The 25,368-nt window shown below is 72.4% G+C and carries 19 protein-coding genes; 8 read left to right on the top strand and 11 right to left on the bottom strand.

Going from position 1 to position 25,368, the window contains the following annotated elements; genetic code table 11:
• Positions 1-58 precede the first annotated feature (58 nt).
• The 5 genes from CEB94_RS28470 (at position 59) to CEB94_RS28450 (ending at position 6,350) form a co-directional block, all read left to right on the top strand.
• Positions 59-1,378 carry a vanadium-dependent haloperoxidase gene (locus CEB94_RS28470; RefSeq protein WP_246111939.1) on the top strand — a complete coding sequence of 440 codons (1,320 nt, stop codon included), beginning with the start codon at positions 59-61 and terminating at the stop codon, positions 1,376-1,378.
• A gap of 86 nt (positions 1,379-1,464) precedes the next feature.
• Positions 1,465-2,952 (top strand): ABC transporter substrate-binding protein, encoded by a 1,488-nt coding sequence (locus tag CEB94_RS28465; RefSeq protein WP_175434895.1) that lies wholly within the window; start codon positions 1,465-1,467, stop codon positions 2,950-2,952.
• Positions 2,949-4,712, top strand: coding sequence for an ABC transporter permease subunit (locus CEB94_RS28460; protein ID WP_246111938.1), 1,764 nt, complete (start codon positions 2,949-2,951; stop codon positions 4,710-4,712). The genes CEB94_RS28465 and CEB94_RS28460 overlap by 4 nt, the downstream gene beginning before the upstream one ends.
• Entirely contained in the window at positions 4,702-5,670 is a 969-nt protein-coding gene (locus CEB94_RS28455) for an ABC transporter ATP-binding protein (RefSeq protein WP_175434894.1), read from the top strand. The genes CEB94_RS28460 and CEB94_RS28455 overlap by 11 nt, the downstream gene beginning before the upstream one ends.
• On the top strand, positions 5,667-6,350 hold the full coding sequence (locus tag CEB94_RS28450) for an ATP-binding cassette domain-containing protein (protein WP_175434893.1): 684 nt from the start codon (positions 5,667-5,669) through the stop codon (positions 6,348-6,350). Before CEB94_RS28455 ends, CEB94_RS28450 begins: the two co-directional genes overlap by 4 nt.
• On the opposite strand, the gene CEB94_RS28445 is transcribed toward CEB94_RS28450, so the two are convergent.
• Complete coding sequence (locus CEB94_RS28445; protein ID WP_175434892.1) at positions 6,337-6,915, bottom strand: TetR/AcrR family transcriptional regulator; 579 nt, start codon at positions 6,913-6,915, stop codon at positions 6,337-6,339. The genes CEB94_RS28450 and CEB94_RS28445 overlap by 14 nt on opposite strands.
• A gap of 85 nt (positions 6,916-7,000) precedes the next feature.
• Between CEB94_RS28445 and CEB94_RS28440 the strand changes: the two genes are divergently transcribed.
• Positions 7,001-8,554, top strand: coding sequence for an MFS transporter (locus CEB94_RS28440; protein WP_175434891.1), 1,554 nt, complete (start codon positions 7,001-7,003; stop codon positions 8,552-8,554).
• 54 nt (positions 8,555-8,608) lie between these two features.
• Here CEB94_RS28440 and serA read toward each other — a convergent pair whose 3' ends face one another.
• The 6 genes from serA to CEB94_RS28410 form a co-directional block, all read right to left on the bottom strand.
• Positions 8,609-10,198, bottom strand: a complete 1,590-nt coding sequence (gene serA / locus CEB94_RS28435; protein WP_175434890.1) for a phosphoglycerate dehydrogenase — start codon at positions 10,196-10,198, stop codon at positions 8,609-8,611.
• 271 nt (positions 10,199-10,469) lie between these two features.
• A complete protein-coding gene (gene ilvC, locus CEB94_RS28430; protein WP_175434889.1) occupies positions 10,470-11,468 on the bottom strand; it encodes a ketol-acid reductoisomerase in 999 nt (332 codons plus the stop codon).
• A 121-nt stretch (positions 11,469-11,589) separates the two neighbouring features.
• A complete protein-coding gene (gene ilvN / locus CEB94_RS28425; protein WP_175434888.1) occupies positions 11,590-12,114 on the bottom strand; it encodes an acetolactate synthase small subunit in 525 nt (174 codons plus the stop codon).
• Positions 12,115-12,140: 26 nt separating this feature from the next.
• On the bottom strand, positions 12,141-13,988 hold the full coding sequence (locus CEB94_RS28420; RefSeq protein ID WP_175434887.1) for an acetolactate synthase large subunit: 1,848 nt from the start codon (positions 13,986-13,988) through the stop codon (positions 12,141-12,143).
• Positions 13,989-14,218: 230 nt separating this feature from the next.
• Positions 14,219-17,266 (bottom strand): putative bifunctional diguanylate cyclase/phosphodiesterase, encoded by a 3,048-nt coding sequence (locus tag CEB94_RS28415; RefSeq protein WP_175434886.1) that lies wholly within the window; start codon positions 17,264-17,266, stop codon positions 14,219-14,221.
• A gap of 436 nt (positions 17,267-17,702) precedes the next feature.
• On the bottom strand, positions 17,703-18,653 hold the full coding sequence (locus CEB94_RS28410) for a 2-hydroxyacid dehydrogenase (protein WP_175434885.1): 951 nt from the start codon (positions 18,651-18,653) through the stop codon (positions 17,703-17,705).
• 77 nt (positions 18,654-18,730) lie between these two features.
• Between CEB94_RS28410 and CEB94_RS28405 the strand changes: the two genes are divergently transcribed.
• Together CEB94_RS28405 and CEB94_RS28400 are read left to right on the top strand one after the other, a co-directional pair.
• Positions 18,731-19,729, top strand: coding sequence for an aldo/keto reductase (locus CEB94_RS28405; RefSeq protein WP_175434884.1), 999 nt, complete (start codon positions 18,731-18,733; stop codon positions 19,727-19,729).
• Positions 19,730-19,855: 126 nt separating this feature from the next.
• On the top strand, positions 19,856-21,025 hold the full coding sequence (locus CEB94_RS28400; protein ID WP_175434883.1) for a PQQ-dependent sugar dehydrogenase: 1,170 nt from the start codon (positions 19,856-19,858) through the stop codon (positions 21,023-21,025).
• Between the two features lie 13 nt (positions 21,026-21,038).
• Here the strand turns inward: CEB94_RS28400 and CEB94_RS28395 are convergent, their stop codons facing one another.
• The 4 genes from CEB94_RS28395 to CEB94_RS28380 all read right to left on the bottom strand — a co-directional run bounded on the left by CEB94_RS28395 (position 21,039) and on the right by CEB94_RS28380 (position 25,359).
• Positions 21,039-21,206: a DUF6191 domain-containing protein gene (locus tag CEB94_RS28395; RefSeq protein ID WP_246112197.1), complete on the bottom strand. Its 168-nt coding sequence runs from the start codon at positions 21,204-21,206 to the stop codon at positions 21,039-21,041.
• A 59-nt stretch (positions 21,207-21,265) separates the two neighbouring features.
• Entirely contained in the window at positions 21,266-24,310 is a 3,045-nt protein-coding gene (locus CEB94_RS28390) for a helix-turn-helix transcriptional regulator (RefSeq protein ID WP_175434881.1), read from the bottom strand.
• A gap of 128 nt (positions 24,311-24,438) precedes the next feature.
• The gene (locus CEB94_RS28385; protein ID WP_175434880.1) at positions 24,439-24,624 is read right to left on the bottom strand and encodes a hypothetical protein; all 186 of its coding nucleotides are present in this window, start codon (positions 24,622-24,624) and stop codon (positions 24,439-24,441) included.
• A gap of 198 nt (positions 24,625-24,822) precedes the next feature.
• Positions 24,823-25,359, bottom strand: coding sequence for a hypothetical protein (locus tag CEB94_RS28380; RefSeq protein WP_175434879.1), 537 nt, complete (start codon positions 25,357-25,359; stop codon positions 24,823-24,825).
• Positions 25,360-25,368 lie beyond the last annotated feature (9 nt).

The raw sequence follows: 25,368 nt of genomic DNA, 5'->3' as shown, positions 1-25,368 counted from the left end.
CTCGGTGGCCGCGGCCGGTCACGGTTCTTCCGGTGTGCCATCGGCGGGAGGAGCTCACGTGCGGAACCGACGTGCCTGGTCTGCGACACGAGCGGCGGTGACGGGTCTGGCCTGCGGGGTGCTCGCGCTCGCGCTGCCGGGAGCTCACGCGAGTGCCGGGCCCGGGGGTAGCGCGCGAGCGGCGTCCGGGGCCGGGCCTGCCGCCCCGGAGGAAGGGGGCGCGTCGGTCGTCGTCGAGTGGATGCACACGGCGGATGCCATCATCAAGGCCGAGGCCCGCCCGTCCCCGGCCGAGCTGTTCATCCTTCAGTCCTACGTCTCCACCGCCGTCTACAACGCCGTCGTCGGCGTCACGGGCCGCTTCACCCCGTACCAGTGGGACGAGCGGGCACCTCGTACGGCCTCGTCCGCGGCGGCCGCCGCCTCGGCGGCGCACCAGGTGCTGCGCCATCGCTTCCCCGGGGCCGCGCCCCGGCTGGACACCGCCCTGACCGGCACCCTCGCGCAGATCCCCGACGGCGAGGCCGAGGAGGAGGGCATCGCGTTCGGGAAGCTCGCCGCCGACCACGTCATCGGCCTGCGCCGCGGTGACGGCCGCGGCGCGTCGGTGCGCTTTCCCGCCCGCCCGCGACCCGGCGTCTGGCGGCCCACTCCTCCCGGCCACGAGCCCTTCACCACGGCCTGGGTCGGCAGGGTCCGGCCCCTGCTGCTGGATTCCCCGCACCAGTTCCGCCCCGGCCCGCCGCCTTCCCTCCGCTCGGCCCGGTACGCGAAGGACCTCAATGAACTGGCGTACTACGGAGGGCTGACCGGCTCGCGCCGGACCCCCGAACAGACGGACACCGCGCTGTACTTCGTCGCCCCGGACCTGCAGGAGGCCCTGGGCGACCACGCCACCCGGCACGGACTCGGCATCGCCGAGACGGCGCGCCTGTACGCGGCGGCCAACACGGTCCAGGCGGACGCCGTCATCACCGCCTGGGACTCCAAACTGCACTACGGCACCTGGCGCCCTGTCACCGCCATCCGGGAGGCGGACAGCGACGGCAACCCGGCGACCCGGCCGGACCGGGGCTGGGAGCCGCTGCTCGACACCCCGTCACATCCGGACTACCTCAGCGGCCACGCCACCATGGGCGGCGCGCTGATGCGCATGCTGACCGGGATCCTCGGCACCCCTGAGGTCGACCTGCGCATCCGGTCGGCCACCACCGGTACGACCCGCCACTACCGCTACGCCCACGCGTACGAGCGGGACGTCGTCGACGCCCGGATCTGGGGCGGGATCCACACCCGGACGGCCGACGAGGCGGGAGCCGCCACGGGCCGGCGACTCGCGGCCTGGGCACTGCGGAAGTACTTCCGTCCGGTCCCCTGACCGTCGGGCCGCTTCTGAAAACGATTGTCATCATGCTACGGTCGTGGCGCGTTCAACCATTGACCATGCCTTTGCCGAGGTGTCCCGTGCGCGTCCCTGCTCGTCTCGTCCCCCTCATAGCCGTCACCGCGGCCTCCGCCCTGCTCACCGGATGCTTCTCGGGCGGCGACGGCGACTCCGCCTCCGGCCAGGGCAAGCGCATCCGTCTGGCGATGATGCAGCCCCCGCGTTCCGGCCTGTCCCCGCTGTCTGACGACGCCTTCAAACTGTCGCGCTGGTCCACGGCCGAGACCCTCGTGAAGCTCGACGCGGACGGTGACGCCGAGCCCGCCCTGGCCACCGAGTGGAAGCAGTCCGGCCCGAGCTGGAGCTTCACCCTGCGCGACGGAGTCACCTTCCACGACGGGACGAAGCTCACCGCCGAAGCCGTCGTCAACTCCCTCACCAGGGCCGCCGCCGCCTCCCCCAAGCCCCGCATCCTCGACGGCGTGGACCTGACCGCGAAGGCCGACGGCGACAAGGTCACCGTCACCACCGCCACCGAGGACCCCCTGGTCCCGCAGCGGCTCAGCTCCCCGCAGCTGTCGATCCTCGCCGCCAAGGCCTACCGGGGCAAGACCGTCAACCCCGTCGGCGCGGGTACCGGCCCCTTCGAGCTGACGAAGGCCAACGGCACCTCCTCCGCCGCCCTCGACCGCTACGACGGCTACTGGGGCAAGAAGGCCAAGGCCCCGGGCATCGACGTGCGGTTCGTGCCCGACGGCACCGCCCGCGCGGCGGCCCTGCGCAGCGGCGAGGCCGACATCGTCGAGGCGGTGCCGGTGTCGCAGGCGGCGGTGCTGGACCAGGACCTGATCACCGAGGTCCCCATGCCGCGCACCAACACCCTGTACCTCAACACCGAGAAGGGCGCCTTCAAGGACGCCGCGGTGCGGGCGGCGGCCCGCGAGGCGGTCGACGCCGAGTCGATCGTGAAGGGCGTGTACGAGGGGCGCGCCGACGTCGCCGAGGGGCTGCTCGGCCCCGCCCTGCCGTGGGCGGCCGAGCTGCGGAAGCCGGTGCGGCGGGCCAAGGCCGGCGACCCGGCCGGCAAGACGATCACCCTCGGCACCTTCACCGACCGCGCCGAGCTGCCCGAGGTGGCCGCCGCGCTGCAACAGCAGCTGCAGAAGGCCGGGTTCAAGGTGAAGCTCGACGTCCGCGAGTACGCCAACATCGAGTCCGACGCGCTGGCGGGCGAGTTCGACGCGTTCATCCTCTCCCGGGCCACCGTCCTCGACTCCGGCGATCCGGCCGCCTACCTCTACAGCGACTTCGCCTCCGACGGCTCCTTCAACATCTCCCAGCTCGCGGACGCCGACGTGGACAAGGCCCTGGGGAAGGCCGGCCGGACGCCGACCGGTGACGCCCGGCGCAAGGCGGTCATCGCCGCCGAGGCCGCCGTGCTCGGCACCGACGCCGCCGTGCCCATGCTGCACGAGCGCGTGATCCAGGGCGATGCCGCCGGTGTGGCCGACGCGGCCCACGACCCGCGTGAGCGGGAGCTGGTCACGGCGGACACCTACCTCAAGTGAAGGTCCGTATACGCCGGTTGGCGGGTGCCGCCACGCTGACCCGCCTGCTCTGCCTGATCGCCGTCCTGGCCGCCGTCGGGCTGCTGCCCTGGCTCTCCGGCAGGGACCCGGCCCTGGCCGTGCTGCGAGCCCGCTCCGCCGAGCAGGATCCGACCGAGGAAGCCCTGAACTCCGTACGGCGGGACCTCGGCCTGGACGCCGGCCCTCTGTCCCTGCTGGGCGGCTGGGCCTCGGACCTGCTGCACGGCGACCTCGGCACCTCCTGGGTGTCGGGCACCGAGGTCCTGCCCTCGGTGGTCTCCGGACTCCAGGTGTCGCTGGTGCTGATGGGCGCCTCGCTCGCCGTGGCGCTGCTGCTGGCGTGCGCGCTGGTCGCGCCGGTGCTGGTGCGGGGCCGGGCCTCGGCCGGGGCGTGGGCCGCGATGCTGGCCGCCGTACCCGAGTTCCTGCTGGCCACCGTCGCGCTGCTGGTGTTCGGGGTGTGGCTGGGATGGCTGCCGACGTCGGGCTGGGTGGGACCGGAGAACATGGTCCTGCCGGCCGTGGCCCTCGGCGTCCCCGGCGGCGGGCTGCTCGGCCGTCTGGTCGCGGACGCCCTGCCCGCCGTACTCGACGAGCGGTGGGTGGAGCTGTGGCGGGGCGCGGGGGTGAGCCGGGCGCGGATCGCGGGCGCCGCGCTGCGCCGTGTCCTGCCGCCCCTGGTCCCGCAGTTCGGCATGGTCGCCGTGGGGTTCACCGGCGGCGCGGTCGCCGTGGAGACGGTCTTCGCCGTGCCGGGCATCGGCCGCAGCGCGCTCGGTGCGGCCAAGTCGCAGGATCTGCCGCTGCTCCAGGGCTCGGTGCTCGCGCTGCTCGCGCTCGGCCTGGTCACGGGCGCGCTGGCGGCATTCGCCCGACGACGGCTGCTGGGCCCGGCCCTGCGGGACGCCTCGCTGGCGCTGCCTCCGGCGCGGCCGGTGCGCGCACATCCCGCGATCCCGTTGTCGCTGTTCACCGTCCTCGCCGTGACCATCGGCTGGGGCCTGCTGCGCGACCCCTACGCCGTGAACACCACGGCCCGGCTGGCCGCGCCCTCCTGGACCCACCCGCTCGGCACCGACGGCCTCGGCCGTGACGTGCTCGCCCGGCTGGGCCACGGCGCCGCCTCCACGGTCGGCACGGCGGCGGCCGTCTGCCTGCTGAGCCTGCTGGTCGCGCTCGCCCTCGGTTTCCTGCCCCGGATCGCGGAGGGCGCGGCGGACATCGCCAACGCCCTGCCCCCGGTGATCGTCGGCATCCTGGTGGCGGCAGCCGCCGGTCCCGGCACCGGCGGCGCCGCCCTCGCGGTCGCGCTGATCTCCTGGCCGGCCCTGTCCGCGCACGCGGCGGCGCTGGTGCAGGAGGTACGGGCGTCGGCGTTCCTGACCGCTCAACGGGCCATCGGAGCGAGCCCGTTCTGGATCCTCACCCGGCACGTCCTGCCGTCCGTGGCCGCCCCGGTCGCCCGCCACGCCCTGCTGCGCCTGCCGGGCATCGCCCTGGCCCTGGCCTCACTGGGCTTCCTGGGACTGGGCGCCCAGCCGCCCGCACCCGAGTGGGGCCTGCTGCTCGACGAGTCCCGCGCCTACGTGGAACGCGCCCCGTGGGCGGCCCTCGCCCCGGCGGTGGCCCTGGCCCTGCTCGCCGGCCTCGCGGTGTCGGGGGCGGCGCTGACGCAGGGCCGGAGGATACGGCGCGTCACCCCCGCTCCGGTCAAGAAGGAGGCCCCCGTTGGAGTCTGAGCCACTGCTGTCGGTGCGCGAACTGCGGATCTCCTTCGACGGGGTCGAGGTGGTGCGCGGCCTGTCCTTCGACGTACGACCGCGCGAAGTGCTGGCGATCGTCGGCGAGTCGGGAGCGGGCAAGTCCCTCACGGCCCGTGCGCTCCTCGGCATGCTGCCGCGCGCCGCGGCCACGAGCGGGACGATCAGCCCGGACCTCTCGGCCCAGCGCGGCCGGCGCGTCTCCCTGGTCCCGCAGGACGCCCTGTCCGCGTTGTCGCCCGTGCACCGGGTCGGCGACCAACTCGCGGCCGCCGTACGGTCGGTGGCCGGCGTCTCCCGCAAGGAGGCCCGGGCCCGGGCGGTCGCGGCGCTCGACCGCGTCGGCATCCCGGACGCGGCGCGCAGGGCGCGGGCCTACCCGCACGAGTACTCCGGCGGTATGCGCCAGCGCGCGGTGATCGCCATGGCCACGGTCAACGAGCCGGACATCGTGGTCGCCGACGAGCCCACCACCGCCCTCGACGAGGAGCGCCGCGACCAGGTGCTGCGGCTGCTCGCCGAGCAGCGGGAGGCCGTCGGCGCCGCGCTCGTCCTGGTCACGCACGACATGGACGCCGTACAGGGCCACGCGGACCGCGTGCTGGTCCTGTACGCCGGTCGCCTCACCGAACTCGGTGCGGCGGGCGAGGTGCTGACCCGTCCCCGCGCCCCCTACACGGCCGGCCTGCTCGCCTCCCTCCCGCACCACGCGGCCCCGGGTCGCCGCCTCCCCGCCCTGCACGGCACCCCACCCGCCCCGGGCGCGCTCCCGCCGGGCTGCGCCTTCGCCCCACGCTGCCCGCTCGCGGCGGGCCCCTGCCACACGGCGGAACCGGAGCCCCGGCAGGTGGCCGGCCGCCTGCTCGCCTGCCACCGCCCGGAGGATCTCCCCCACCCGGCCACCGACCTGTTCCTCGAGGAGCGGCAGTCCGCATGAGCGACGATCCCCTGCTCGATGTCCGCGACCTGGTCGTCCGCTACGGCCCGGTCACCGCCGTGGACGGCGCCTCCTTCTCCCTGGCCGCCGGCGAGACGCTCGCCCTGAACGGCCCGTCCGGCTGCGGCAAGTCGTCCACCGCCCTGGCGGTACTCCAGCTGCGCCGCCCGGACGCCGGACGCGTGCGCTTCGAAGGCAGGGAGCTGACGTCCCTCCCGGAACGCGAACTGCGCTCCCTGCGCCCCCGCATGCAGCCCGTCTTCCAGGATCCGTACGGCACGCTCAGCCCCCGCCACCGCATCCGGGACGCCATCGCCGAACCACTGAAGGTCCAGGGCCGCTGGCATCCCACCGACGGCCCCGACCGCGTCGCCGGACTCCTCGACCGCGTCGGCCTCGACCCCGCGTACGGCGACCGCCGGCCGCACGAACTCTCCGGCGGCCAGTGCCAGCGCGCCGGCATCGCCCGCGCCCTGGCCTCCGATCCTCGCCTGCTGGTCCTGGACGAACCGGTGTCGTCACTGGACCCGTCGGTGCGGGCGGGCGTGCTCAATCTGCTCGCCGACCTCCAGGACGACCTGGGCCTGGGCTACCTGTTCATCTGCCACGACCGGGCGGTCGTACGGCACTTCGCGGACCGGGTGATCGAGATGCGCGAGGGGCGCGTCACGTCTCCTTGACGCCCTCGATCACCTGGCGGAGCCCCGCCGCCAGCTGACCCGCCTCCGGCGCCCTCTCGGGGTCGAACGTCCACTGCGCCATGAGCCCCATCATCAGGGTCAGGTAGAAGTACCCGAGGGTGTCCACCCGCTCCTCGGGGACGTCCTCCTCGCGCCCTCCGTGGAAGAGCGTGACGATGCCGCGCGCCCCCTCCCGCTGGGCCCGGGCGAGATGCTCCCGCACCTCCGGCAGCTGGTCCCCCATGGCGACGATCTCCGTGCTGAGCCGCCACATGGACCCTGGGTCGCGCATGGTCCCGATGATGTTCGCCCACACCTCGGTGAACCGCTCCAACGAACCCGGCTCGCCCCCCAGCTCGCCGCCGCCCTCGAACGCGTCGGACATCCCCTCCACCATCTCGACGTACGCCTGCGCCAGCAGCGCGTCCTTCGAGCCGTAGTGGTAGCCGATCGACGCCAGGTTGGTCCCCGACTCCTTGACGATGTCGCGCGCGGTCGTGCGCAGGAAGCCCTTCGCCAGCAGGCAGCGCTTGGCGCCTTCCAGCAGATCCTCACGGTGTCCCATGGCATGTCACCCTATCCGGCACCCAGACGAGCGTATTAAACACACGTACTAGACAAGCGTTTAAGACGCTCGTACAGTCCTGCCCATGACGACCGAACCCCACCCGCACGCCCTCGCCGGCCGCCGCGAATGGACAGCCCTGAGCGTGCTGATGCTTCCGCTGCTGCTCGTCTCGATGGACGTGTCGGTGCTCTACTTCGCGGTCCCTCAGATCAGCGCCGATCTGGAACCCACCGGCACCCAGCAGCTGTGGATCTTCGACATCTACGCCTTCGTCCTGGCCGGACTGCTGATGACGATGGGCGCGCTGGGCGACCGCATCGGCCGCCGCAAGCTGCTGCTGATCGGCGCCGCCGCCTTCGGAGCCGCCTCGCTGGCCGCGGCGTACGCCCACAACCCTGAGGCCCTGATCGCGGCCCGCGCGCTGCTGGGCATCGGCGGCGCGACCCTGATGCCGTCGACCCTGGCGCTGGTCCGCACGATGTTCACCGACCCCGCGCAGCGCGCGAAGGCGATCGCCCTGTGGTCCGGCGTGATGACCGGCGGCGTCGCGCTCGGCTCGGTGATGAGCGGACTGCTCGTCGAGCACTTCTGGTGGGGCTCGGTCTTCCTGGTCAACCTGCCCGCGATGGCCCTGCTGCTGGTCCTCGGCCCGATCCTGCTCCCCGAGTCGAGGGACCCCTCCCCCGGCCGCTTCGACTGGCTGAGCGTGCCGCTGTCGATGGCGGCGGTGCTCCCGGTGATCCACGGCCTGAAGGAGATCACGACGGAGGGCTGGAACGTCCGGTACGTCGTCTCGATCACCGTCGGTTTGCTCTTCGCGGCCCTCTTCGTCCACCGCCAGCGCACGTCGGCCTCACCCATGATCCCGCCCGCGCTGTTCCGCGTCCGCGGCTTCGGGCCCGGCGTCGCGCTCAACCTGCTCTCCCTGTTCGCGATGATGGGCTCGGCGTTCTTCACCACCCAGTACATCCAGTCGGTGCTGGGCAAGAGCGCGCTGGAGGCCTCGCTGTGGTCGCTGCTCCCGTCGGTGCCGATCGGCCTGGCGGCTCCGATGGCTGCCGTGCTGGTCCAGAAGGGCCTGTCCCGCACGACGGTCGTCACGGCGGGCTTCGTCATCTCCGCGAGCGGTTACGGGCTGCTGGCCCTCGCCGGCCCGGACTCGATGTGGCTCGTGCTGAGCGCGTGCGGTGTCCTGGCCTTCGGCATCGTGATGGTGACGACCCAGGTCATGGACCTGGCGATGGGCGCGGCCCCGGTGGAACGGGCGGCCACCGCCTCCTCCCTGATGGAGACCGGCGCGGAGTTCGGCGGCGCCCTGGGCATGGCGGTCCTGGGCTCGATCGGTACGGCCGTCTACCGCCGCGAGATCCCCGGCTCCGCCCCGGCCCCCGCCCACGAGACGCTGGGCGGCGCGCTGGCCGTGGCCGAGCAACTGCCGGGGCGTACGGGGGACGCCCTGGCGACGACGGCCCGGGAGGCCTTCACCAGCGGGATGAACGGGGCGGCGCTCGCGGGCGCGGCCCTGCTGCTGGGCGCGGCGGTGCTGGCGGCGATCACGCTGCGCCGGGTCGAGGTGCGGGAGCACGCATACGAAACGCCGGACGAGCCGAAGAATCTCAGCCCGTCCGGCGTGTGAGGACGAGTCCGTTCAGGGCGAACGGGGGCCCGGGGGCGACAGCCCCCGGGAAGGTCAGGCCAGGTTCACCGAACGAGCGGACGTGGCGCCGATCTCCGCCGCGACCTCGGCCAGCACACCGGCCGTCACCGTGTCGTCCACGGTCAGCACCGCCAGCGCCTCGCCGCCGGCCGCCGCCCGCGACACCTGCATGCCGGCGATGTTGAGGCCGGCCTCACCGAGGATGCGGCCCACCGTGCCGACGACACCGGGGCGGTCCTCGTACTTGAGCACGATCATGTGATCGGCGAGCGCGAGGTCGACGTCGAACTCCCCGACGGCGACGATCTTCTGGAGGTGCTTGGGGCCGGCCAGCGTGCCGGACACCGACACCTCCTCGCCGTCGGCGAGGGTGCCGCGCACCGTGACGACGTTGCGGTGCTCGGTCGCCTCGGAGCTGGTGGTGAGGCGCACCTCGACACCGCGCTCCTGCGCGAACAGCGGGGCGTTGACGTACGACACCGTCTCGTCGACGACGTCCTCGAAGACACCCTTGAGCGCGGACAGCTCCAGCACCTTCACGTCGTGCTGGGTGATCTCGCCGTAGACCTCGACATCGAGGCGGACCGCGACCTCACCGGCGAGCGCGGTGAAGATCCGGCCCAGCCGCTCGGCGAGCGGCAGACCCGGCTTGACGTCCTCGGCGATGACGCCGCCCTGCACGTTCACCGCGTCCGGCACGAGCTCACCGGCGAGGGCGAGGCGCACCGAGCGGGCGACGGCGATACCGGCCTTCTCCTGCGCCTCGTCGGTGGAAGCGCCGAGGTGCGGGGTGGCCACGACCTGGTCGAACTCGAACAGCGGGGAGTCCGTGCAGGGCTCCTTCGCGTACACGTCAAGACCGGCACCGGCGACCCGGCCCTCCTTGAGGGCGGAGTACAGCGCCTCCTCGTCGACGATCCCGCCACGCGCGGCGTTGACGATGCGCACGCTCGGCTTGACCTTGCGCAGCGCCTCGTCGCCGATCAGACCGAGGGTCTCGGGGGTCTTGGGGAGGTGGACGGTGATGAAGTCGGAGACCTCGAGCAGCTCGTCCAGCGACAGCACCTTGACGCCCATCTGGGCGGCGCGCGCCGGCTGCACGTAGGGGTCGTAGGCGACGACCTTCATGCCGAAGGCCGACATGCGCTGCGCGACGAGCGCGCCGATGCGGCCGAGGCCCACGACACCGAGGGTCTTCTCGGCCAGCTCGACGCCGGTGTACTTGCTGCGCTTCCACTCGCCGTTCTTCAGCGCTGCATTGGCCTGCGGGATGTTGCGGGCCGTGGCGACCAGCAGACCGCAGGCCAGCTCGGCGGCGGTCACGATGTTCGAGGTGGGGGCGTTGACGACCATCACGCCGGCCTTGGTGGCGGCGGAGACGTCCACGTTGTCCAGGCCGACGCCGGCTCGTGCGACGACCTTCAGCTTCTTCGCGGCGGCGATCGCCTCGGCGTCGACCTTGGTGGCCGAGCGGACCAGGATCGCGTCCACGTCGGCGATGGCCGGGAGCAGCTCGGCTCGGTCCGCGCCGTTGCAGTGCCGGATCTCGAAGTCCGGGCCCAGCGCGTCGACGGTGGCGGGCGACAGTTCTTCAGCGATGAGTACGACGGGTTTCGAGCTCACGTGAGTCCTCACAAGTCCAGTGCTGCGGACGGCCGTCCCGACGGCCGCAGGCGGTGGAGGGTGGTGGCCGCGTGGAAGACGCACGACGCTGTGGGCCTGACGCGTATGTATGTGTGCAGCAGTCTAGTGGCGCATGGGGCGTCGTCTTGCGCCGCTGCGGAAGGATCACCCGTCCGTGGCCGGACGGGATGGACAACGCCGTACCACCGACGTTACCCGGGGTTCGCCGAAGGGGCCGGAGCGAGATGCTCCGGCCCCTCGGGCAGGCGGCTTACGCCTCCTCGTCGACCCAGCTCATGAGCTTGCGCAGCTCCTTGCCGGTGGTCTCCAGCAGGTGCTCGGAGTCCTGCTTCTTGTACTCGTTGTACTTCTTCAGGCCGCCGTGGTACTCGTCCATCCACTGCTGCGCGAAGGTGCCGTCCTGGATCTCGGCGAGGACCTTCTTCATCTCGGCCTTGGTGGCGTCCGTGATGATCCGCGGGCCGGTGACGTAGTCGCCCCACTCGGCGGTCTCGGAGATCGACCAGCGCATCTTCTCCAGGCCGCCCTCGTACATGAGGTCCACGATCAGCTTCAGCTCGTGCAGGCACTCGAAGTAGGCGATCTCCGGCTGGTAGCCGGCCTCGGTCAGCGTCTCGAAGCCCGCCTTGACCAGCGCCGCGGTGCCACCACAGAGAACGGCCTGCTCACCGAACAGGTCGGTCTCGGTCTCCTCGGTGAAGGTCGTCTTGATGACGCCGGCGCGGGTGCCGCCGATGCCCTTGGCGTACGACAGGGCCAGCGCGAAGCCGTTGCCCGTGGCGTCCTGCTCGACGGCCGCGATGCAGGGAACGCCGCGGCCCTCCTCGTACTGGCGGCGGACCAGGTGGCCCGGGCCCTTCGGGGCGACCATGCAGACGTCCACGCCGGCCGGGGGCTTGATGAAGCCGAAGCGGATGTTCAGGCCGTGGCCGAAGAACAGCGCGTCGCCGTCCTTCAGGTTGTCCTTGATGTGCTCCTCGTAGACCTGGGCCTGGATCGGGTCCGGGACGAGGATCATGATGACGTCGGCCTCGGCGGCGGCCTCCGAGGGGCTCACCACGCGCAGGCCCTGCTCCTCGGCCTTGGCCTTGGACTTGGAGCCCTCGTGCAGACCGACGCGCACGTCGACACCCGAGTCACGGAGCGACAGCGCGTGGGCGTGGCCCTGGCTGCCGTAACCGATGACCGCGACCTTGCGGCCCTGGATGATGGACAGGTCGGCGTCGGCGTCGTAGAACAGCTCGGCCACTTTGGGTTCTCTCCTCGGGAGTGCAGGTGTTGCGTCCCACCGTATGACGGGGGGCGGAAGGGAAGCTCGATGGTCTCGGAATACGGGCGGTCGGCGGCGCGTCGGCCGCCCGTTTCGGGTCTTAGGCCGACCGGTCCAGGGCGCGCAGCGACCGGTCCGTGATGGAACGGGAGCCGCGGCCGATCGCGATCGTGCCGGACTGGACGAGCTCCTTGATGCCGTACGGCTCCAGCATCTTGAGCATCGCGGTCAGCTTCTCGCCGGACCCGGTGGCCTCGATGGTGACGGCCTCCGGGGAGACGTCGACGGTCTTGGCGCGGAACAGCTGGACGATCTCGACGATCTGGGAGCGCGTCTCGTTGTCGGCGCGCACCTTGACCAGGACGAGTTCGCGCTGCACCGCCTGCGACGGCTCCAGCTCGACGATCTTCAGCACGTTGACGAGCTTGTTGAGCTGCTTGGTCACCTGCTCCAGCGGCAGGTCCTCCACGCCCACGACGATGGTGATGCGGGAGATGTCGGGGTGCTCGGTGACGCCGACCGCGAGCGAGTCGATGTTGAAGCCGCGCCGGGAGAACAGGGCGGCGATCCGGGCGAGGATGCCGGGCGTGTTCTCCACCAGGACGGAGAGCGTGTGCTTGGACATGGGTCTGATTCCTTTACCTGCGGCTCTCAGTCGTCTTCGTTGTCGCCGAAGTCGGGGCGGACGTCCCGGGCGGCCATGATCTCGTCGTTGGAGGTGCCGGCGGCGACCATCGGCCACACCATCGCGTCCTCGTGGACGATGAAGTCGACGACCACCGGGCGGTCGTTGATGGAGTTCGCCTCTTCGATGACCTTGTCGAGGTCGTCCGGGGACTCGCAGCGGATCGCGTAGCAGCCCATGGCCTCCGACAGCTTCACGAAGTCGGGGACGCGGGTGCCGCGGGCCTGGGGGTTGACGTCCTCCGGACCGGAGTGCAGGACGGTGTTGGAGTACCGCTGGTTGTAGAAGAGGGTCTGCCACTGGCGGACCATCCCGAGGGCGCCGTTGTTGATGACGGCGACCTTGATCGGGATGTTGTTCAGGGCGCAGGTGGCCAGCTCCTGATTGGTCATCTGGAAGCAGCCGTCGCCGTCGATCGCCCAGACGGTGCGGTCGGGCGCGCCGGCCTTGGCTCCCATGGCGGCCGGGACCGCGTAGCCCATGGTTCCGGCGCCGCCGGAGTTCAGCCAGGTGGCGGGCTTGTCGTACTCGATGAAGTGCGCGGCCCACATCTGGTGCTGGCCGACGCCCGCCGTGAAGATCGTGCCCTCGGGCGCCAGCTGCCCGATGCGCTCGATGACCTGCTGCGGGGAGAGCGAGCCGTCCTCGGGCTGGTCGTAGCCGAGCGGGTACGTCTCGCGCCAGCGGTCGAGGTCGGCCCACCAGGCGGTGTAGTCGCCCTGGTGGCCCTCGGCGTGCTCCTTCTGGACCGCCTGGACGAGGTCGGCGATGACCTCGCGCGCGTCACCGACGATCGGCACGTCGGCGGGGCGGTTCTTGCCGATCTCGGCCGGGTCGATGTCGGCGTGCACGATCTTGGCGTACGGGGCGAAGCTGTCCAGCTTGCCGGTGACGCGGTCGTCGAAGCGGGCTCCGAGGGCGACGATCAGGTCGGCCTTCTGCAGCGCGGTGACGGCGGCCACCGAGCCGTGCATGCCGGGCATGCCCAGGTGCTGGGGGTGGTTGTCGGGGAACGAGCCGAGCGCCATCAGGGTGGTGGTGACGGGCGCGCCGGTGAGCTCGGCGAGGACCTTCAGCTCGGCGGTGGCCTTGGCCTTGAGCACGCCGCCGCCGACGTACAGGACGGGCCGCTTGGCCTGGGTGATCAGCTTGGCGGCCTCGCGGATCTGCTTGGCGTGCGGCTTGGTCACCGGGCGGTAGCCGGGCAGGTCCATGGCGGGCGGCCAGGAGAAGGTCGTCTTCGCCTGGAGGGCGTCCTTGGCGATGTCGACCAGCACCGGGCCGGGGCGGCCGGTGGAGGCGATGTGGAAGGCCTGCGCGATGATCCGCGGGATGTCCTCCGCCTTGGTGACGAGGAAGTTGTGCTTGGTGATCGGCATGCTGATGCCGACGATGTCCGCCTCTTGGAACGCGTCCGTGCCGATCGCCTTGGAGGCGACCTGGCCGGTGATCGCGACCATCGGCACGGAGTCCATGTGCGCGTCGGCGATCGGCGTGACCAGGTTGGTGGCGCCGGGGCCGGAGGTCGCCATGCAGACGCCCACCTTGCCGGTGGCCTGCGCGTAGCCCTCGGCCGCGTGGCCGGCGCCCTGCTCGTGACGGACCAGGACGTGACGCACCTTGACGGAGTCCATCAGCGGGTCGTACGCCGGAAGGATGCACCCGCCGGGAATGCCGAATACCGTGTCGGCGCCGACCTCCTCGAGAGAGCGGATGAGGGCCTGCGCGCCCGTCACCTGCTCGGGGGCGGAGTGATGTCCTCCGGATCGGGGCCGGGGCTGCGGGTGGTGGGCCCCGGTGGCCTGCTCGGTCATCGGCATTCTCTTCTCAGATGCTGAGGGTTTTTGCGAGGTTTGTACGGTCTTCGGCTGCTGCACGAAAGGCGCCTGTGCAACAAAAAACCCCTCGTGCCATAAGGCAAGCGAGGGGAGCGCGCCGGGTGGGGTCGCTGAGCGGTCGAGGCTCAGCGTCAGCCGACGCGCTTTCCAAGTACGAGAATTCGGGTGCGCATGGCACTGACCCTCTCCCCGGCACGCACTCACTGTCAAGTGGGTGGGACGGGAGTCTCATTATGTGAGCGAAGGGCCGTGCCGCCTCCGATGACTGCGGACACACCCGAGCTGTACACCCGCGGGGCGCCGCCCGCGAACGCCGGTTCGACCGGCCCGTTCGGCACCGGATAGTGACCGGATGCGAGCGCCCGGCGCAGCCGGTATTCGTCGAGCGGCCCGGAGAACGCCATGCCCTGGCCGTGCGTGCAGCCCATCGCGCGCAGGGCGATGACCTGCTCGGGCAGATCCACCCCGTCGGCCACGGACTTCAGCCCGAGGTCGCCCGCGATGCGCAGCAGTCCGCTGGTGATCTTGTGCAGGCGCGCCGACTCGACGACACCCTCGACCAGTCCGCGGTCGAGCTTCAGGATGTCGACGGGGAGCCGCCGCAGGGCCGTGATCGCCGCGTAGCCGCTTCCGAACCCGTCGAGCGCGATCCGTACGCCGACCCGCCGCAGGGCGCCCAGACGCCGCTCCAGCTCGTCCAGCGAGACCCTCGGGTCGGCATCGGACAGCTCGATGATCAGCGACCCGGACGGCAGCCCGTGCCGCGTGAGCAGCGCCTCGATCGAGCCGAGCGGCATCGACCGGTCCAGCAGCCGGCGGGCACTCATCCGTACGACGACCGGTACGGACAGCCCGGTCGCGTGCCGTTCGGCGGCCTGCTCGACGGCCTCCTCGATCAACCACCGGCCCAGCTCGGCGGTCTTGTCGCTGTCCTCGGCCACCCGCAGGAACTCCGCCGGGGTGAAGAGCACCCCTTGGGAGGAGCGCCAGCGTGCCTGCGCGGCCACCGACGCGATCCGGCCGTCCTCCAGGGACACCACCGGCTGGTGCAGCAGGGCGAACTCCCCGTCGTGCAGCGCGGCCCGCAGGCGGGTGGCGAGCTCCGCCTTGCGGACGACGTCCTGCTGCATCTGCGGCTTGTACAGCTCGACGCGCCCCTTGCCGCCGGCCTTGGCGCGGTACATGGCCAGGTCCGCGTTGCGCAGCAGTTCGCCCGCGCCGAGGCCCGCTTCCGCGAAGGCCACGCCGATGGAGGCGTTGACACGGACATCGTTGCCGTCGATCAGATAGGGCTGGGACAGCGTCGTCCTGAGGCGGTCGGCGAGCTCCAGGATGTGCCGCTCCCGGGCGTCCCGGTCGCGGGTGTTGTCCCCGGCGATCAGGGCCGCGAACTCGTCCCCGCCGAGCCGGGACGCGGTGTCGCCGTGCCGGACGGATTCCTGGAGTCTGCGGGCGGCCTGGACGAGCAGCTCGTCCCCGGCCTGGTGCCCGATCGTGTCGTTGACGGCCTTGAAGCCGTCCAGGTCGATGAACAGCACGGCCGTGTTCCGCAGGGCCACACCCCGGTCGGAGGCGCGGCGGCCCGAGAGGGCGTGCTGGACGCGCTTGGTGAACAGGGCGCGGTTGGGCAGGTCCGTGAGCGGGTCGTGCTCCGCGTTGTGCTGCAACTGGGCCTGCAGGCGCACCCTTTCGGTCACGTCCCGGCTGTTGAAGATGAGGCCGCCGTGATGGCAGTTGACGGTCGACTCGACGTTCAGCCAGCCTGCCCCACTCTCGGTTTCGCTCGAGCGGGAGGTGCCCCCACCACCCGAGCGGAACCGGCACTCGATGCGCGTGGTGGGTTCCTCGACCGGGTTGGCGGCGAGGAATCTGCGCACCTCGTGCACGACGCAGCCCAGGTCCTCGGGGTGGATGAGGTGGGCCAGTTCCGTACCCACCAGTTCCTCCGCCGGGCGGCCGTACACACCTGCGGCGGCCGGGGAGACGTACCTCAGGACGCCGCTGGGTGCGGCGATCATGATGACGTCGCTGGAGCCCTGCACCAGGGAGCGGAAGTGGTTCTCCTTCTGCGCCAGTTCCTGGGTGAGGGTGATGTTGTCGAGCAGCATGATGCCCTGGCGCACGACCAGCGCGAGCACCACCGTGCCCCCGGTCAGCAGGACCACGCGGTCGACGCTGCGGCCGTTGAGGACGTTGTAGAGGATCCCCAGGGTGCACACGGCGGCCGCGAGATACGGCGTGAGGGCGGCGAGGGAGCCGGAGATGGGCCGGGCGGCCGGGTACCGGCTGTGCTCGGCGCCCGGCAGGGGCATCGGGTGGTGGGGGCCGCTGCGCTGCCCCGGCACGTGCTCGTGCACCACGCGGGTGTGTCCCGTCCCGCCGTGCCGGTCCTGGCCGTGCCGGTCGCCCTCCGCGCGGGGCGCGGCCCACGGGGCGTACGCCAGGAGCAGCGAACCGGCGAACCAGCCCGCGTCGAGCAGCTGGCCGGAGCGGTAGTCGTGGTGCATGAGCGGCGAGGTGAACAGGGCGTCGCACATCACGGTCAGCGCGAGGGCGCCGATGGCGGTGTTGACCGCGGAGCGGTTCACCGCGGACCGCCTGAAGTGCAGGGCGAGCACCATGCTGACCAGCGCGATGTCGAGCAGCGGGTACGCCAGCGACAGCGCGGTGTGCGCCACGCCCGGCCCTTCGGACTTCGCGGCCTGGGCGAGGGCGAGGCTCCAGGCCAGCGTCAGCAGCGAGCCGCCGATCAGCCAGGCGTCCAGCCCGAGACAGACCCAGCCGGCCTTGGTGACCGGCCGCTTGGCGAGCACGAGCAGTCCGACGATCGCGGGCGGCGCGAAGCAGAGGAAGAACAGGTCGGCGTAGCTGGGAGTGGGCACGGGCAGTCCCAGGACCACCTCGTACCACCCCCAGACCAGGTTGCCCAGGGCGGCCATGGCCGAGGAGAGGCCGAACAGCAGCCAGGCGGGCCGAAAGCGGGTGCGGCGGCTGCGGGCGGAGACGAAGCACGAGACGGCGGCGGTGGCGGCCGCGGCGCTCAGGCCGAAGTCGCCCATGAACAGTGCCACTTCGTACGAACCCCAGCCGAGCGCGGAACCGACGGCGTATCCCGCGCAGACCAGGGCGAGGACGAGTTGGAGGGCCAGGCCCGGCCGGTGGCCGGCGACCGGCGTGCGGGGCAGCAGCGCGCCCGGTGACGGAGGCTGTGCCCGCAGCGCTCCGTCCAGCGTGGGGGTGGGGGGCGCGCTCACCGGGCCCTCCCGGTCCGCGCCGCTCCCGGGTCCCGCGGGCCCCGGTGGACCGGCTGGTCATGCCTTCTGCGGCTGCCGGGCCTGCGGTGGTGATGGCTGTGTTCGGTGTGGTGCCCGCTGTGGTTTTCGCTGTGGTGGGTGTGGTGGCCGCCGTGATCGGCGTGGTGACCGCGTCCGCTCGCGGCCGTCCGCCAGGGTCGCCGCCGGCCGCCCCGCCCCGTCGGATCGCTCGTCCAAAGGCCGTGCATCGCCTGTCGCCCCCCTCACAGTCCGAAGTGTCCGTCCCCGGCGCCGAACAGTCCCCGGCGCAGCCCCTGTCGGGACGATACACCAGTCTCGTCACTCAGGGACATAGGTTCTCTACGCTCCGTGACGATCAACAGATATATGAGTACCCACCGCGCCCGAAGGATTGCGGACGGTACTCGAAGGTCTCTCAGTCGGTTGATGCACCCGTCGTAAGGATCACGTTGCGGAGCGGCTCCCGGTTCACATAACGGTTCAACTGGTCCACCAGGAGCCGCTTGGCGCGCGGAAAGAACGCGGAGGTGGGTCCGCCGACGTGGGGGCTGATGAGTACCCCCGGCGCACGCCACAGGGGGTGCTCGCGCGCCGGCGGCTCCGGATCGGTGACGTCCAGGGCGGCGGTGATGCGGCCGCTCTCGAGTTCGGCGAGCAGGGCCTTGGTGTCGACGACGGGGCCGCGGGCGACGTTGACGAGGAGCGCGCCGTCCTTCATCCGGGACAGGAAGTCGGCTCCGGCCAGGCCGCGGGTGGTTTCGGTGAGCGGCGTGGACAGGATGACGACGTCCGCTTCCGGCAGCAGCGCGGGAAGTTCGGTGAGCGGATGCACCGGACCGCGCGCCGTGGTGCGCTCGGAGCGCGCGACGCGCGCCACCCGCGCCACCTCGAACGGAACGAGCCGGTCCTCGATGGCCTCGCCGATCGAGCCGTACCCCACGATGAGGACGTTCTTGTCGGCGAGCGCGGGCCGGAACCCGCCCAGCCACTCTCCCCGGTCCTGTGCGCGGACGAAGTCGGGGATCCCGCGCAGCGAGGCCAGGATCAGCGCGAGGGTGAGCTCGCCGGTGCTGGCCTCGTGCACCCCGCGCGCATTGCACAGCCGCACGCCCGCGGGCAGGTGCCCGAGCCCCGGCTCCACGTGGTCGATCCCGGCGGAGAGGGTCTGCACGACCTGGACGTTGCTCATCCGCCCCATGGGGCGCACGCACAGCGGGCTGGGCTTCATGTAGGGGACGACGTAGAAGGCGCAGTCGGCCGGGTCCGCGGGGAAGTCCTCCCCGCCGTCCCAGAAGCGGTAGTCCGGGCCCTCGGGGAGTCCCTCGATCTCGTCCGGCGGGATGGGCAGCCACACGTCAGCAGTCATGCTCTGGAGGCTATGTCAGGAGCGTGCGACGGCAGAGGTTAGGTTGGGGTGGCTCGAACAGGGAGGGTCACGACCAGGTGGAGCGCAGGACGATCGGCGCGGCGGCGCTCGCGGTGGGGGCCGTCGGACTCGGGTGCATGCCGATGAGCTGGGCCTACAGCGCGTCGAGGCGGCGCGGCGACGAGTCGCTCAGGGCGGTGCACCGGGCGCTCGACCTGGGCGCGTCCCTGCTGGACACGGCCGACATGTACGGCCCCTTCACCAACGAGCTCCTGGTGGGGCGGGCGTTGAAGGAGCGGCGGTCCGACGCGTTCGTGTCGACGAAGGTCGGGCTGCTCGTGGGCGACCAGCACATCGTCGCCAACGGCCGCCCCGGGTATGTGAAGCGGGCCTGCGACGCGTCGCTGCGGCGGCTCCAGACGGACGTCATCGACCTCTACCAGCTGCACCGGGCCGACCCCGAGGTGCCGGTGGAGGAGACCTGGGGCGCGATGGCGGAGCTCGTCCAGGCCGGGAAGGTACGGGCGCTCGGCCTGTGCGCGGTGGGGGCGCGGGCCGGCCGCCGGTCCGGGGCCCGGCTGCACGACGGGACGATCCGCCAGCTGGAGCGGGTGCAGCAGGTCTTCCCGGTGAGCGCGGTGCAGGCGGAGCTGTCGGTGTGGTCGCCGGAGGCGCTGGAGACCCTGCTGCCGTGGTGCCGGACGCGGGGCGTGGGTTTCCTCGCCGCGATGCCGCTGGGCAACGGCTTCCTGACCGGCAGGCTGCGGCCCGGCGCGGGCTTCGAGGCGGACGACCCGCGCGCCCGGCACCCCCGCTTCACCGCCGAGATGATGGCCGCGAACCAGCCGGTCGTCGCGGGACTGCGCCGGGTGGCCCGCCGGCACGGCACGGACGTCACGCCCGCCCAGGTCGCCCTCGCGTGGGTGCTGGCCCAGGGCCCGCACGTGGTCCCGGTGCCGGGTACGAAGCAGGAGCGCTGGGTCACGGAGAACACGGCCGCGGCGGCACTGCGACTGACCCCCGACGATCTCAGGGAGATAGCGAAGCTGCCGCCCGCCCAGGGGTCGTGGGACTGAGCCCCGGTTCCGCCTCCGGTGCGTTTCGGGCAAACCCCTTGTTCCTGGTTCGGCGTTGCGTGATCGGGAACCTGGGAGCCGCGAGCGGTGTATGACAGGGAGAGGACCTGCCCCGTCGAAGGGACCATGATCGTGCCACGTCGAGCCGTCCCGACCGTGCTGGCCGCCGCGCTCCTGCTGACGGCCGGCTGCTCCTCCGACGGCGGAGGATCGTCCGGCGAGGACGAGAGCACCTCACCGAGCCGTACGGCGCCGGGGTCGTCCACGCCGCCGCGGCAGGCCGCCGAGGAGACACCTCCCGCCCGGGGCTCGGTGAAGGTGGTGCGCACCGTCGCCGAGGGCCTGGAGTCCCCCTGGGGTCTCGCTCCGCTGCCGGGCGGCGGCCTGCTCGTCGCCTCCCGGGACGACGGGACGATCCTCCGAGTCGACGAGAAGACCGGCAGGAAGACCGAACTGGGCGAGGTGCCGGGGGTCTCGGCGGCCGGCGAGGGCGGCCTCCTCGGCATCGCCCTGTCCCCCGACTACGCCTCGGACCACATGGTCTACGCCTACTTCACCTCTGCCTCCGACAACCGCGTCGTCCGCATGATCTACAACGAGCAGAAGCCCTCCGGCGAGCAGCTCGGCGCGCCCGACACGGTCTTCAAGGGCATCCCCAAGGGCTTCATCCACAACGGTGGCCGCATCGAGTTCGGCCCCGACAAGATGCTGTACGTGGGCACGGGCGAGAGCGGCGAGACCGGCCTGTCCCAGGACAAGGACTCCATGGGCGGCAAGATCCTGCGCCTGACCCCGGAGGGCGAGCCGGCGCCGGGCAACCCGTTCCCGGACTCGCCGGTGTACTCCTACGGCCACCGCAATGTGCAGGGCCTCGCCTGGGACGGAAAGCAGCGGCTGTTCGCCTCGGAGTTCGGCCAGGACACCTGGGACGAGCTCAACGCGATCAAGCCGGGTGACAACTACGGCTGGCCGGAGGCCGAGGGCGAGTCCGACGACTCGCAGTTCCACAACCCGATCGACCAGTGGAGCACGGCCGAGGCCTCCCCCAGCGGCATCGCCCACGCCGAGGGGTCGATCTGGATGGCGGGCCTGCGCGGCAAGCGGCTGTGGCGCATCCCGCTGAACGGCACCGAGGCCTCGGCCGAGCCGCAGGCCTTCCTGGAGGGCGAGTACGGCCGGCTGCGCACGGTGGTGCCGGCGGGCGGCGACCGGCTGTGGCTGGTGACCAGCAACACGGACGGCCGGGGCAGCCCGAAGGACGGGGACGACCGGATCCTGGAGCTGCGGGTGAGCTAGGGCCCGCGGGGAGTCAGTGCTCGGGCTCCTCGCCGGACGGGCGTACGACGACCTTCCCGGACGCCAGGTCTATCGGCCCGCGTCCGGGGTCGCCGTCCCCGACGTCCTCACGGGTCAGTTCCAGGCGGTTCTGCTCGTCGCGGGTGTGCTTGCGCCCGGGCGAGAACAGTTCCTCGAACACGTTGAACAACGGAGCCTCCCTGGGCCGCGGGATCCGCGACGTCCTTTCCAGCGTATGCCTCAGCCCGCCGGGCCGGGCATGAGCATTTCGGCCGGGAACAGCCCCAGCCGGTGCGCCACCGCCGCGGCCTCGCCCCGCCCGGAGACACCGAGCTTGCCCAGGATGTTGGAGACGTGCACGCTCGCGGTCTTCGGCGAGATGAACAGCTCCTGCGCGATGCGGCGGTTGGTGTGGCCGGCGGCGACCAGGCGCAGCACGTCCCGTTCCCGGCTGGTGAGGCCGAGGGCCTCGACGGGGTCGGCCGGCCCGGGGCCGGGCTCCGCGGCGGGGGTGAGCGGGAGGCGGGCACGCCGGCCGAGCGCGGTGGCGGCGTCGGCGAGCGGCCGGGCGCCGAGGTGCCGGGCGACGGTGTGGGCGAGGCGGAGCAGTTCCGTGGCACGCTCGCGCTCGTCCTCGCCGCCGCACGTCAGCAGGGACTCGGCCAGGCGGTACCGGACGCGGGCGAGGTCGTAGGGCCGGCCCAGGGGTTCGAAGGCGGTGACCACCTCCGACCAGGTGTCCGGGGCGCTCCGGCCCTCGGCGCGGTGCAGTTCGGCGCGGACCCACTGTTCGTGGGCGAGCCAGACGGGGGCGTGGGTGGTGAGGCGCTTGACGGTGCCGAAGATGCCGTCCAGGACCTGCTCGCGGCCGTCACGGGCGGCGGGCAGGGCCCGGGCGTCGGCCTCGGCGGTGGCCGCTTGGAGCAGCAGCGGCCAGGCGTAGCGCTGGGTGCCGAGCGGGAAGCCGGACTCCAGGGTGCGGGCCAGTTCGGCGCGGGCGTCGGCCAGGCGGCCCTCGGCGGCGGCGACGGCGATGGTGAGGCAGGAGATCGGCAGGTCGTGCTGCGGCATGGGGTCGTGCGGGCCGTAGGAGGCGCGGGCCTCGGCGAGATGGCGGGCGGCCTCGGGCACCTGGCCCCGGGCGAGTGCGAGGAACGCCAGGCTGTTGGCGCCGGCTCCGTAGGGCGCGGCCGTCTGCCCGTGCCGCTGGGCGCTGACGGCCGCCTCGGCGGCCTCGTCCCAGCGGCCCAGGGAGATGAGCGACTCGGCGAGGTTGCCCCGGACCCAGCCCTCGGACTCGGTCAGTCGCATCCTGCAGGTGAGCCGCAGGCCCTCGCGCAGGATGTCCACGGCCTCTTCGGAGCGCCCGATGCCTTCCAGGGTGGAGGGCAGGTTCACATGGCTGCGCCCCACGACGGCCGCGAGACCACGGGCCACCACTTCGTCCCTGACCTCGTACAGGTGGGCGAGCCCGGCTTCGATCTGCCCGGCCTCGACCATGAGTCCGCCGAGGGTGAGCCGGGCGTTGGACTCGATCTCGTCGGCGCCCACCATGCGCGCGTACTCCACGGCCCGCTCGGCGGCCGTCAGGGCCTCCGGGCCGGGCTCGCGGAGCATCGACCAGTGCGCGACCGTGGCCAGCACCTCGGCGTGCACCTCGGACGGCGGCAGGCCGCGGACCAGGTCCTGCGCGGTGGCGATCTCCTTCCAGCCGTCGCCCCGGGCGAGCCGCTGCACCAGCCGGGAGCGCTGGATCCAGAACCAGGCGGTGCGCAGGGAGTCGTCCTCGTCGTCCAGCAGGCGCAGTGCCCGCTTGGTGATCTTCAGGGCCCGTTCGCGCTCTCCGCAGAGCCGTCCGGCGACGGCCGCCTCGGCCAGCAGGTCCAGATAGCGCAGCGGGGTGGTGGCGGGGTCGCAGCCGCAGGGCGGGTAGACCTCGGCGTAGTCGACGGGGCGCAGGGTCCGGCGTACATCGTCGGGGGCGGCGTCCCACAGCTCCATCGCCCGTTCCAGAAGCCGCAGTTGCTCGGAGTAGGCGTGGCGCCGGCGGGCCTCGACGGAGGCTTCGAGGACGGCGGGCAGGGCCTTGGCGGCGTCGTGGGCGTGGTACCAGTAGCTGGCCAGGCGCGTCGCCCGCTGGTCGGCGGGGACGAGGGCCGGGTCGCTCTCCAGTGCTTCGGCGTAGCGGCGGTTGAGGCGGGAGCGTTCGCCGGGGAGAAGGTCGTCGCTGACGGCCTCGCGGACCAGGGAGTGGCGGAAACGGTAGCCGTCGCCGCCGGGTGCGGGGGCGAGGATGCTGGCGTTCACGGCGGCCCGCAGGGCCTCGATGAGATCGTCCTCGGCGAGCCGGGCGACGGCGGACAGCAACCGGTACTCGACGGTGGAGCCGCCCTCGGCGACGATCCGGGCGACCTGCTGGGCGGATTCCGGCAGCCCTTCCACGCGGACGAGCAGCAGGTCGCGCAGGGAGTCGGCCAGGCCCGTCCGACAGCCCTCGTGGGCGGCGACGGCGAGTTCCTCGACGAAGAAGGCGTTGCCGTCGGAGCGTTCGAAGATCGCGTCGACCTGGTCCGGCTCGGGTTCCTGGGCGAGGATCCCGGCGACCTGGCGGCCCACCTCGTCGCGGTTGAAGCGGGCGAGTTCGAGGCGGCGGATCGTGCGGAGCCGGTCGAGTTCGGCGAGCAGGGGCCTGAGCGGGTGGCGGCGGTGGATGTCGTCGGAGCGGTAGGTGGCGAGGACGACGAGGCGGCCGGTGCGCAGGGTGCGGAAGAGGTAGGAGAGCAGATGACGGGTGGAGGCGTCGGCCCAGTGCAGATCCTCCAGGGCGAGCACGACGGTGTGCTCGGCGGCGACCCGCTCCAGCAGGCGGGCGGTGAGCTCGAAGAGGCGGGCCATGCCGTCCTCGTCGTGCCGTCCGGTCCTCGACTCGCCCAGCTCGGGCAGCAGCCGCGCCAGTTCCTCCTCCTGGCCGGCGGCCGCGGCGGTCAGCTCACCGGGGAGTTCGCGGCGCAGGGCGCGCAGTGCGGTGGAGAAGGGGGCGAAGGGCAGCCCGTCGGCGCCGATCTCCACGCAGCCGCCGAGTGCGACCACCGCCCCGCGGCGGCGGGCGGCGGCGGTGAACTCCTCGACCAGGCGGGTCTTGCCGACTCCGGCCTCCCCGCCGATGAGCAGCGCCTGCGGCTCGCCCTCGCGGGCGCGGACGAGCGCGTCGTGCAGCGTGCCCAGTTCCTCGGCACGGCCGACGAACACGGGGCTGACGGACCTGGTCTCCACGGCCCCGAGCATCGCATGCGGGTCCGACGGCGCGGCACCGGTTTTCCGACGAACAGCCGGAGCAGCGGCCGCCGTTCCCGTGCGAACGACGACCGCTGCTCCCCGGACGGCCACGCCCGCGGCCGGTCCCGCCCCGGTCTTCACGCGGTCCGGGCGGACCGGAGCCGGCGGAAGCGGCGGCTATGGCTTTCGTGCTCGGCGGAGTCTGCGCTCGCTTCGTGGCGGGCCGCGCGGCGGGCCCGGGCGGCCTCGCGGACCAGGCGCTCGTGGTCGGCCCGGCGCAGGAGGTCGGAGGTGCGCGTCTGCTGGAGCTCGTACTCGTACATGGTGTGTCCCTTGAGGAGAGGCCGGTCACGGAGTGTTCCTCCGCGATGACTTCACTCTCGTCCACCGGGTGGGGCCGCCACATCGGGAGAGTTCCGCATCTTCGGCGCCGGGAGGGGCCTTAGACGCGGCTGAGGGGCCTCAGGGGCTCCGTAAGGTGCTTACGGAACCGCCTGAGGCCCCTCAGGACCTGCGCGCTCTCAGCTCGCGGACGGCAGTCCGAGCAGGACGTCGGTGTACTTGAGGACGGCCAGGAACAGGCCGATGACGCCGAGCGCGACTCCCGCCCAGGCGACGGACTTGATCCAGGGGGCCTGGATCCTGCCCGGCGTGCCGAACGCGGGCCGGGCGAGCGTCACGACGCCGACGACCAGCGCGATCAGCGCGAACAGGCCGCCCCACAGGGCGGTGGTCTGCCAGGCGTCGCCGTAGACCGCCTGGATCTGCTGGGCCACGCCCGCGTTCTGCGCGGTCTCCAGCTGACCGATGAGGTTCTGGCGGGCGGAGGCCACGGTGCCGATCCAGCTGCCGGTGAGCGAGACGACGCCCAGTGCGGCGGAGACCACGGCGGCGGCGCCCTGGCCGACGCCGGAGGGGCTCTCCTCCTTGATCGGCGCATCCTCGGCCGCGGCCGGGACCTCGGCCTGGGGCACCTCGTCGGACTTGGTGGTGTCCACCGCCTTCTCGTCGGTCGTGGCCTTGGTGGCCTCGGTCTCGTCCACTGCGTTCGTTGCCATGTTTCGCAC

Origin of the sequence: Streptomyces hawaiiensis, assembly GCF_004803895.1 — a bacterium.
In the GTDB taxonomy this organism is placed as follows: Bacteria; Actinomycetota; Actinomycetes; order Streptomycetales; family Streptomycetaceae; genus Streptomyces; species Streptomyces hawaiiensis.
The sequence above is the reverse complement of the archived record's forward strand: the minus strand, read 5'-3'. Positions and strand labels throughout refer to the sequence as shown.

Excerpts from the sequence above, each read along its gene's own strand:
- CEB94_RS28410 (WP_175434885.1), bottom strand. The coding sequence starts at position 18,653 with ATGACTGCTGACGTGTGGCTGCCCATCCCGCCGGACGAGATCGAGGGA.
- CEB94_RS28380 (WP_175434879.1), bottom strand. The coding sequence starts at position 25,359 with ATGGCAACGAACGCAGTGGACGAGACCGAGGCCACCAAGGCCACGACC.
- CEB94_RS28400 (WP_175434883.1), top strand. The coding sequence starts at position 19,856 with ATGATCGTGCCACGTCGAGCCGTCCCGACCGTGCTGGCCGCCGCGCTC.
- CEB94_RS28420 (WP_175434887.1), bottom strand. The coding sequence starts at position 13,988 with ATGACCGAGCAGGCCACCGGGGCCCACCACCCGCAGCCCCGGCCCCGA.
- CEB94_RS28385 (WP_175434880.1), bottom strand. The coding sequence starts at position 24,624 with ATGTACGAGTACGAGCTCCAGCAGACGCGCACCTCCGACCTCCTGCGC.
- CEB94_RS28440 (WP_175434891.1), top strand. The coding sequence starts at position 7,001 with ATGACGACCGAACCCCACCCGCACGCCCTCGCCGGCCGCCGCGAATGG.
- ilvN (WP_175434888.1), bottom strand. The coding sequence starts at position 12,114 with ATGTCCAAGCACACGCTCTCCGTCCTGGTGGAGAACACGCCCGGCATC.
- CEB94_RS28445 (WP_175434892.1), bottom strand. The coding sequence starts at position 6,915 with ATGGGACACCGTGAGGATCTGCTGGAAGGCGCCAAGCGCTGCCTGCTG.
- CEB94_RS28450 (WP_175434893.1), top strand. The coding sequence starts at position 5,667 with ATGAGCGACGATCCCCTGCTCGATGTCCGCGACCTGGTCGTCCGCTAC.
- CEB94_RS28390 (WP_175434881.1), bottom strand. The coding sequence starts at position 24,310 with ATGCTCGGGGCCGTGGAGACCAGGTCCGTCAGCCCCGTGTTCGTCGGC.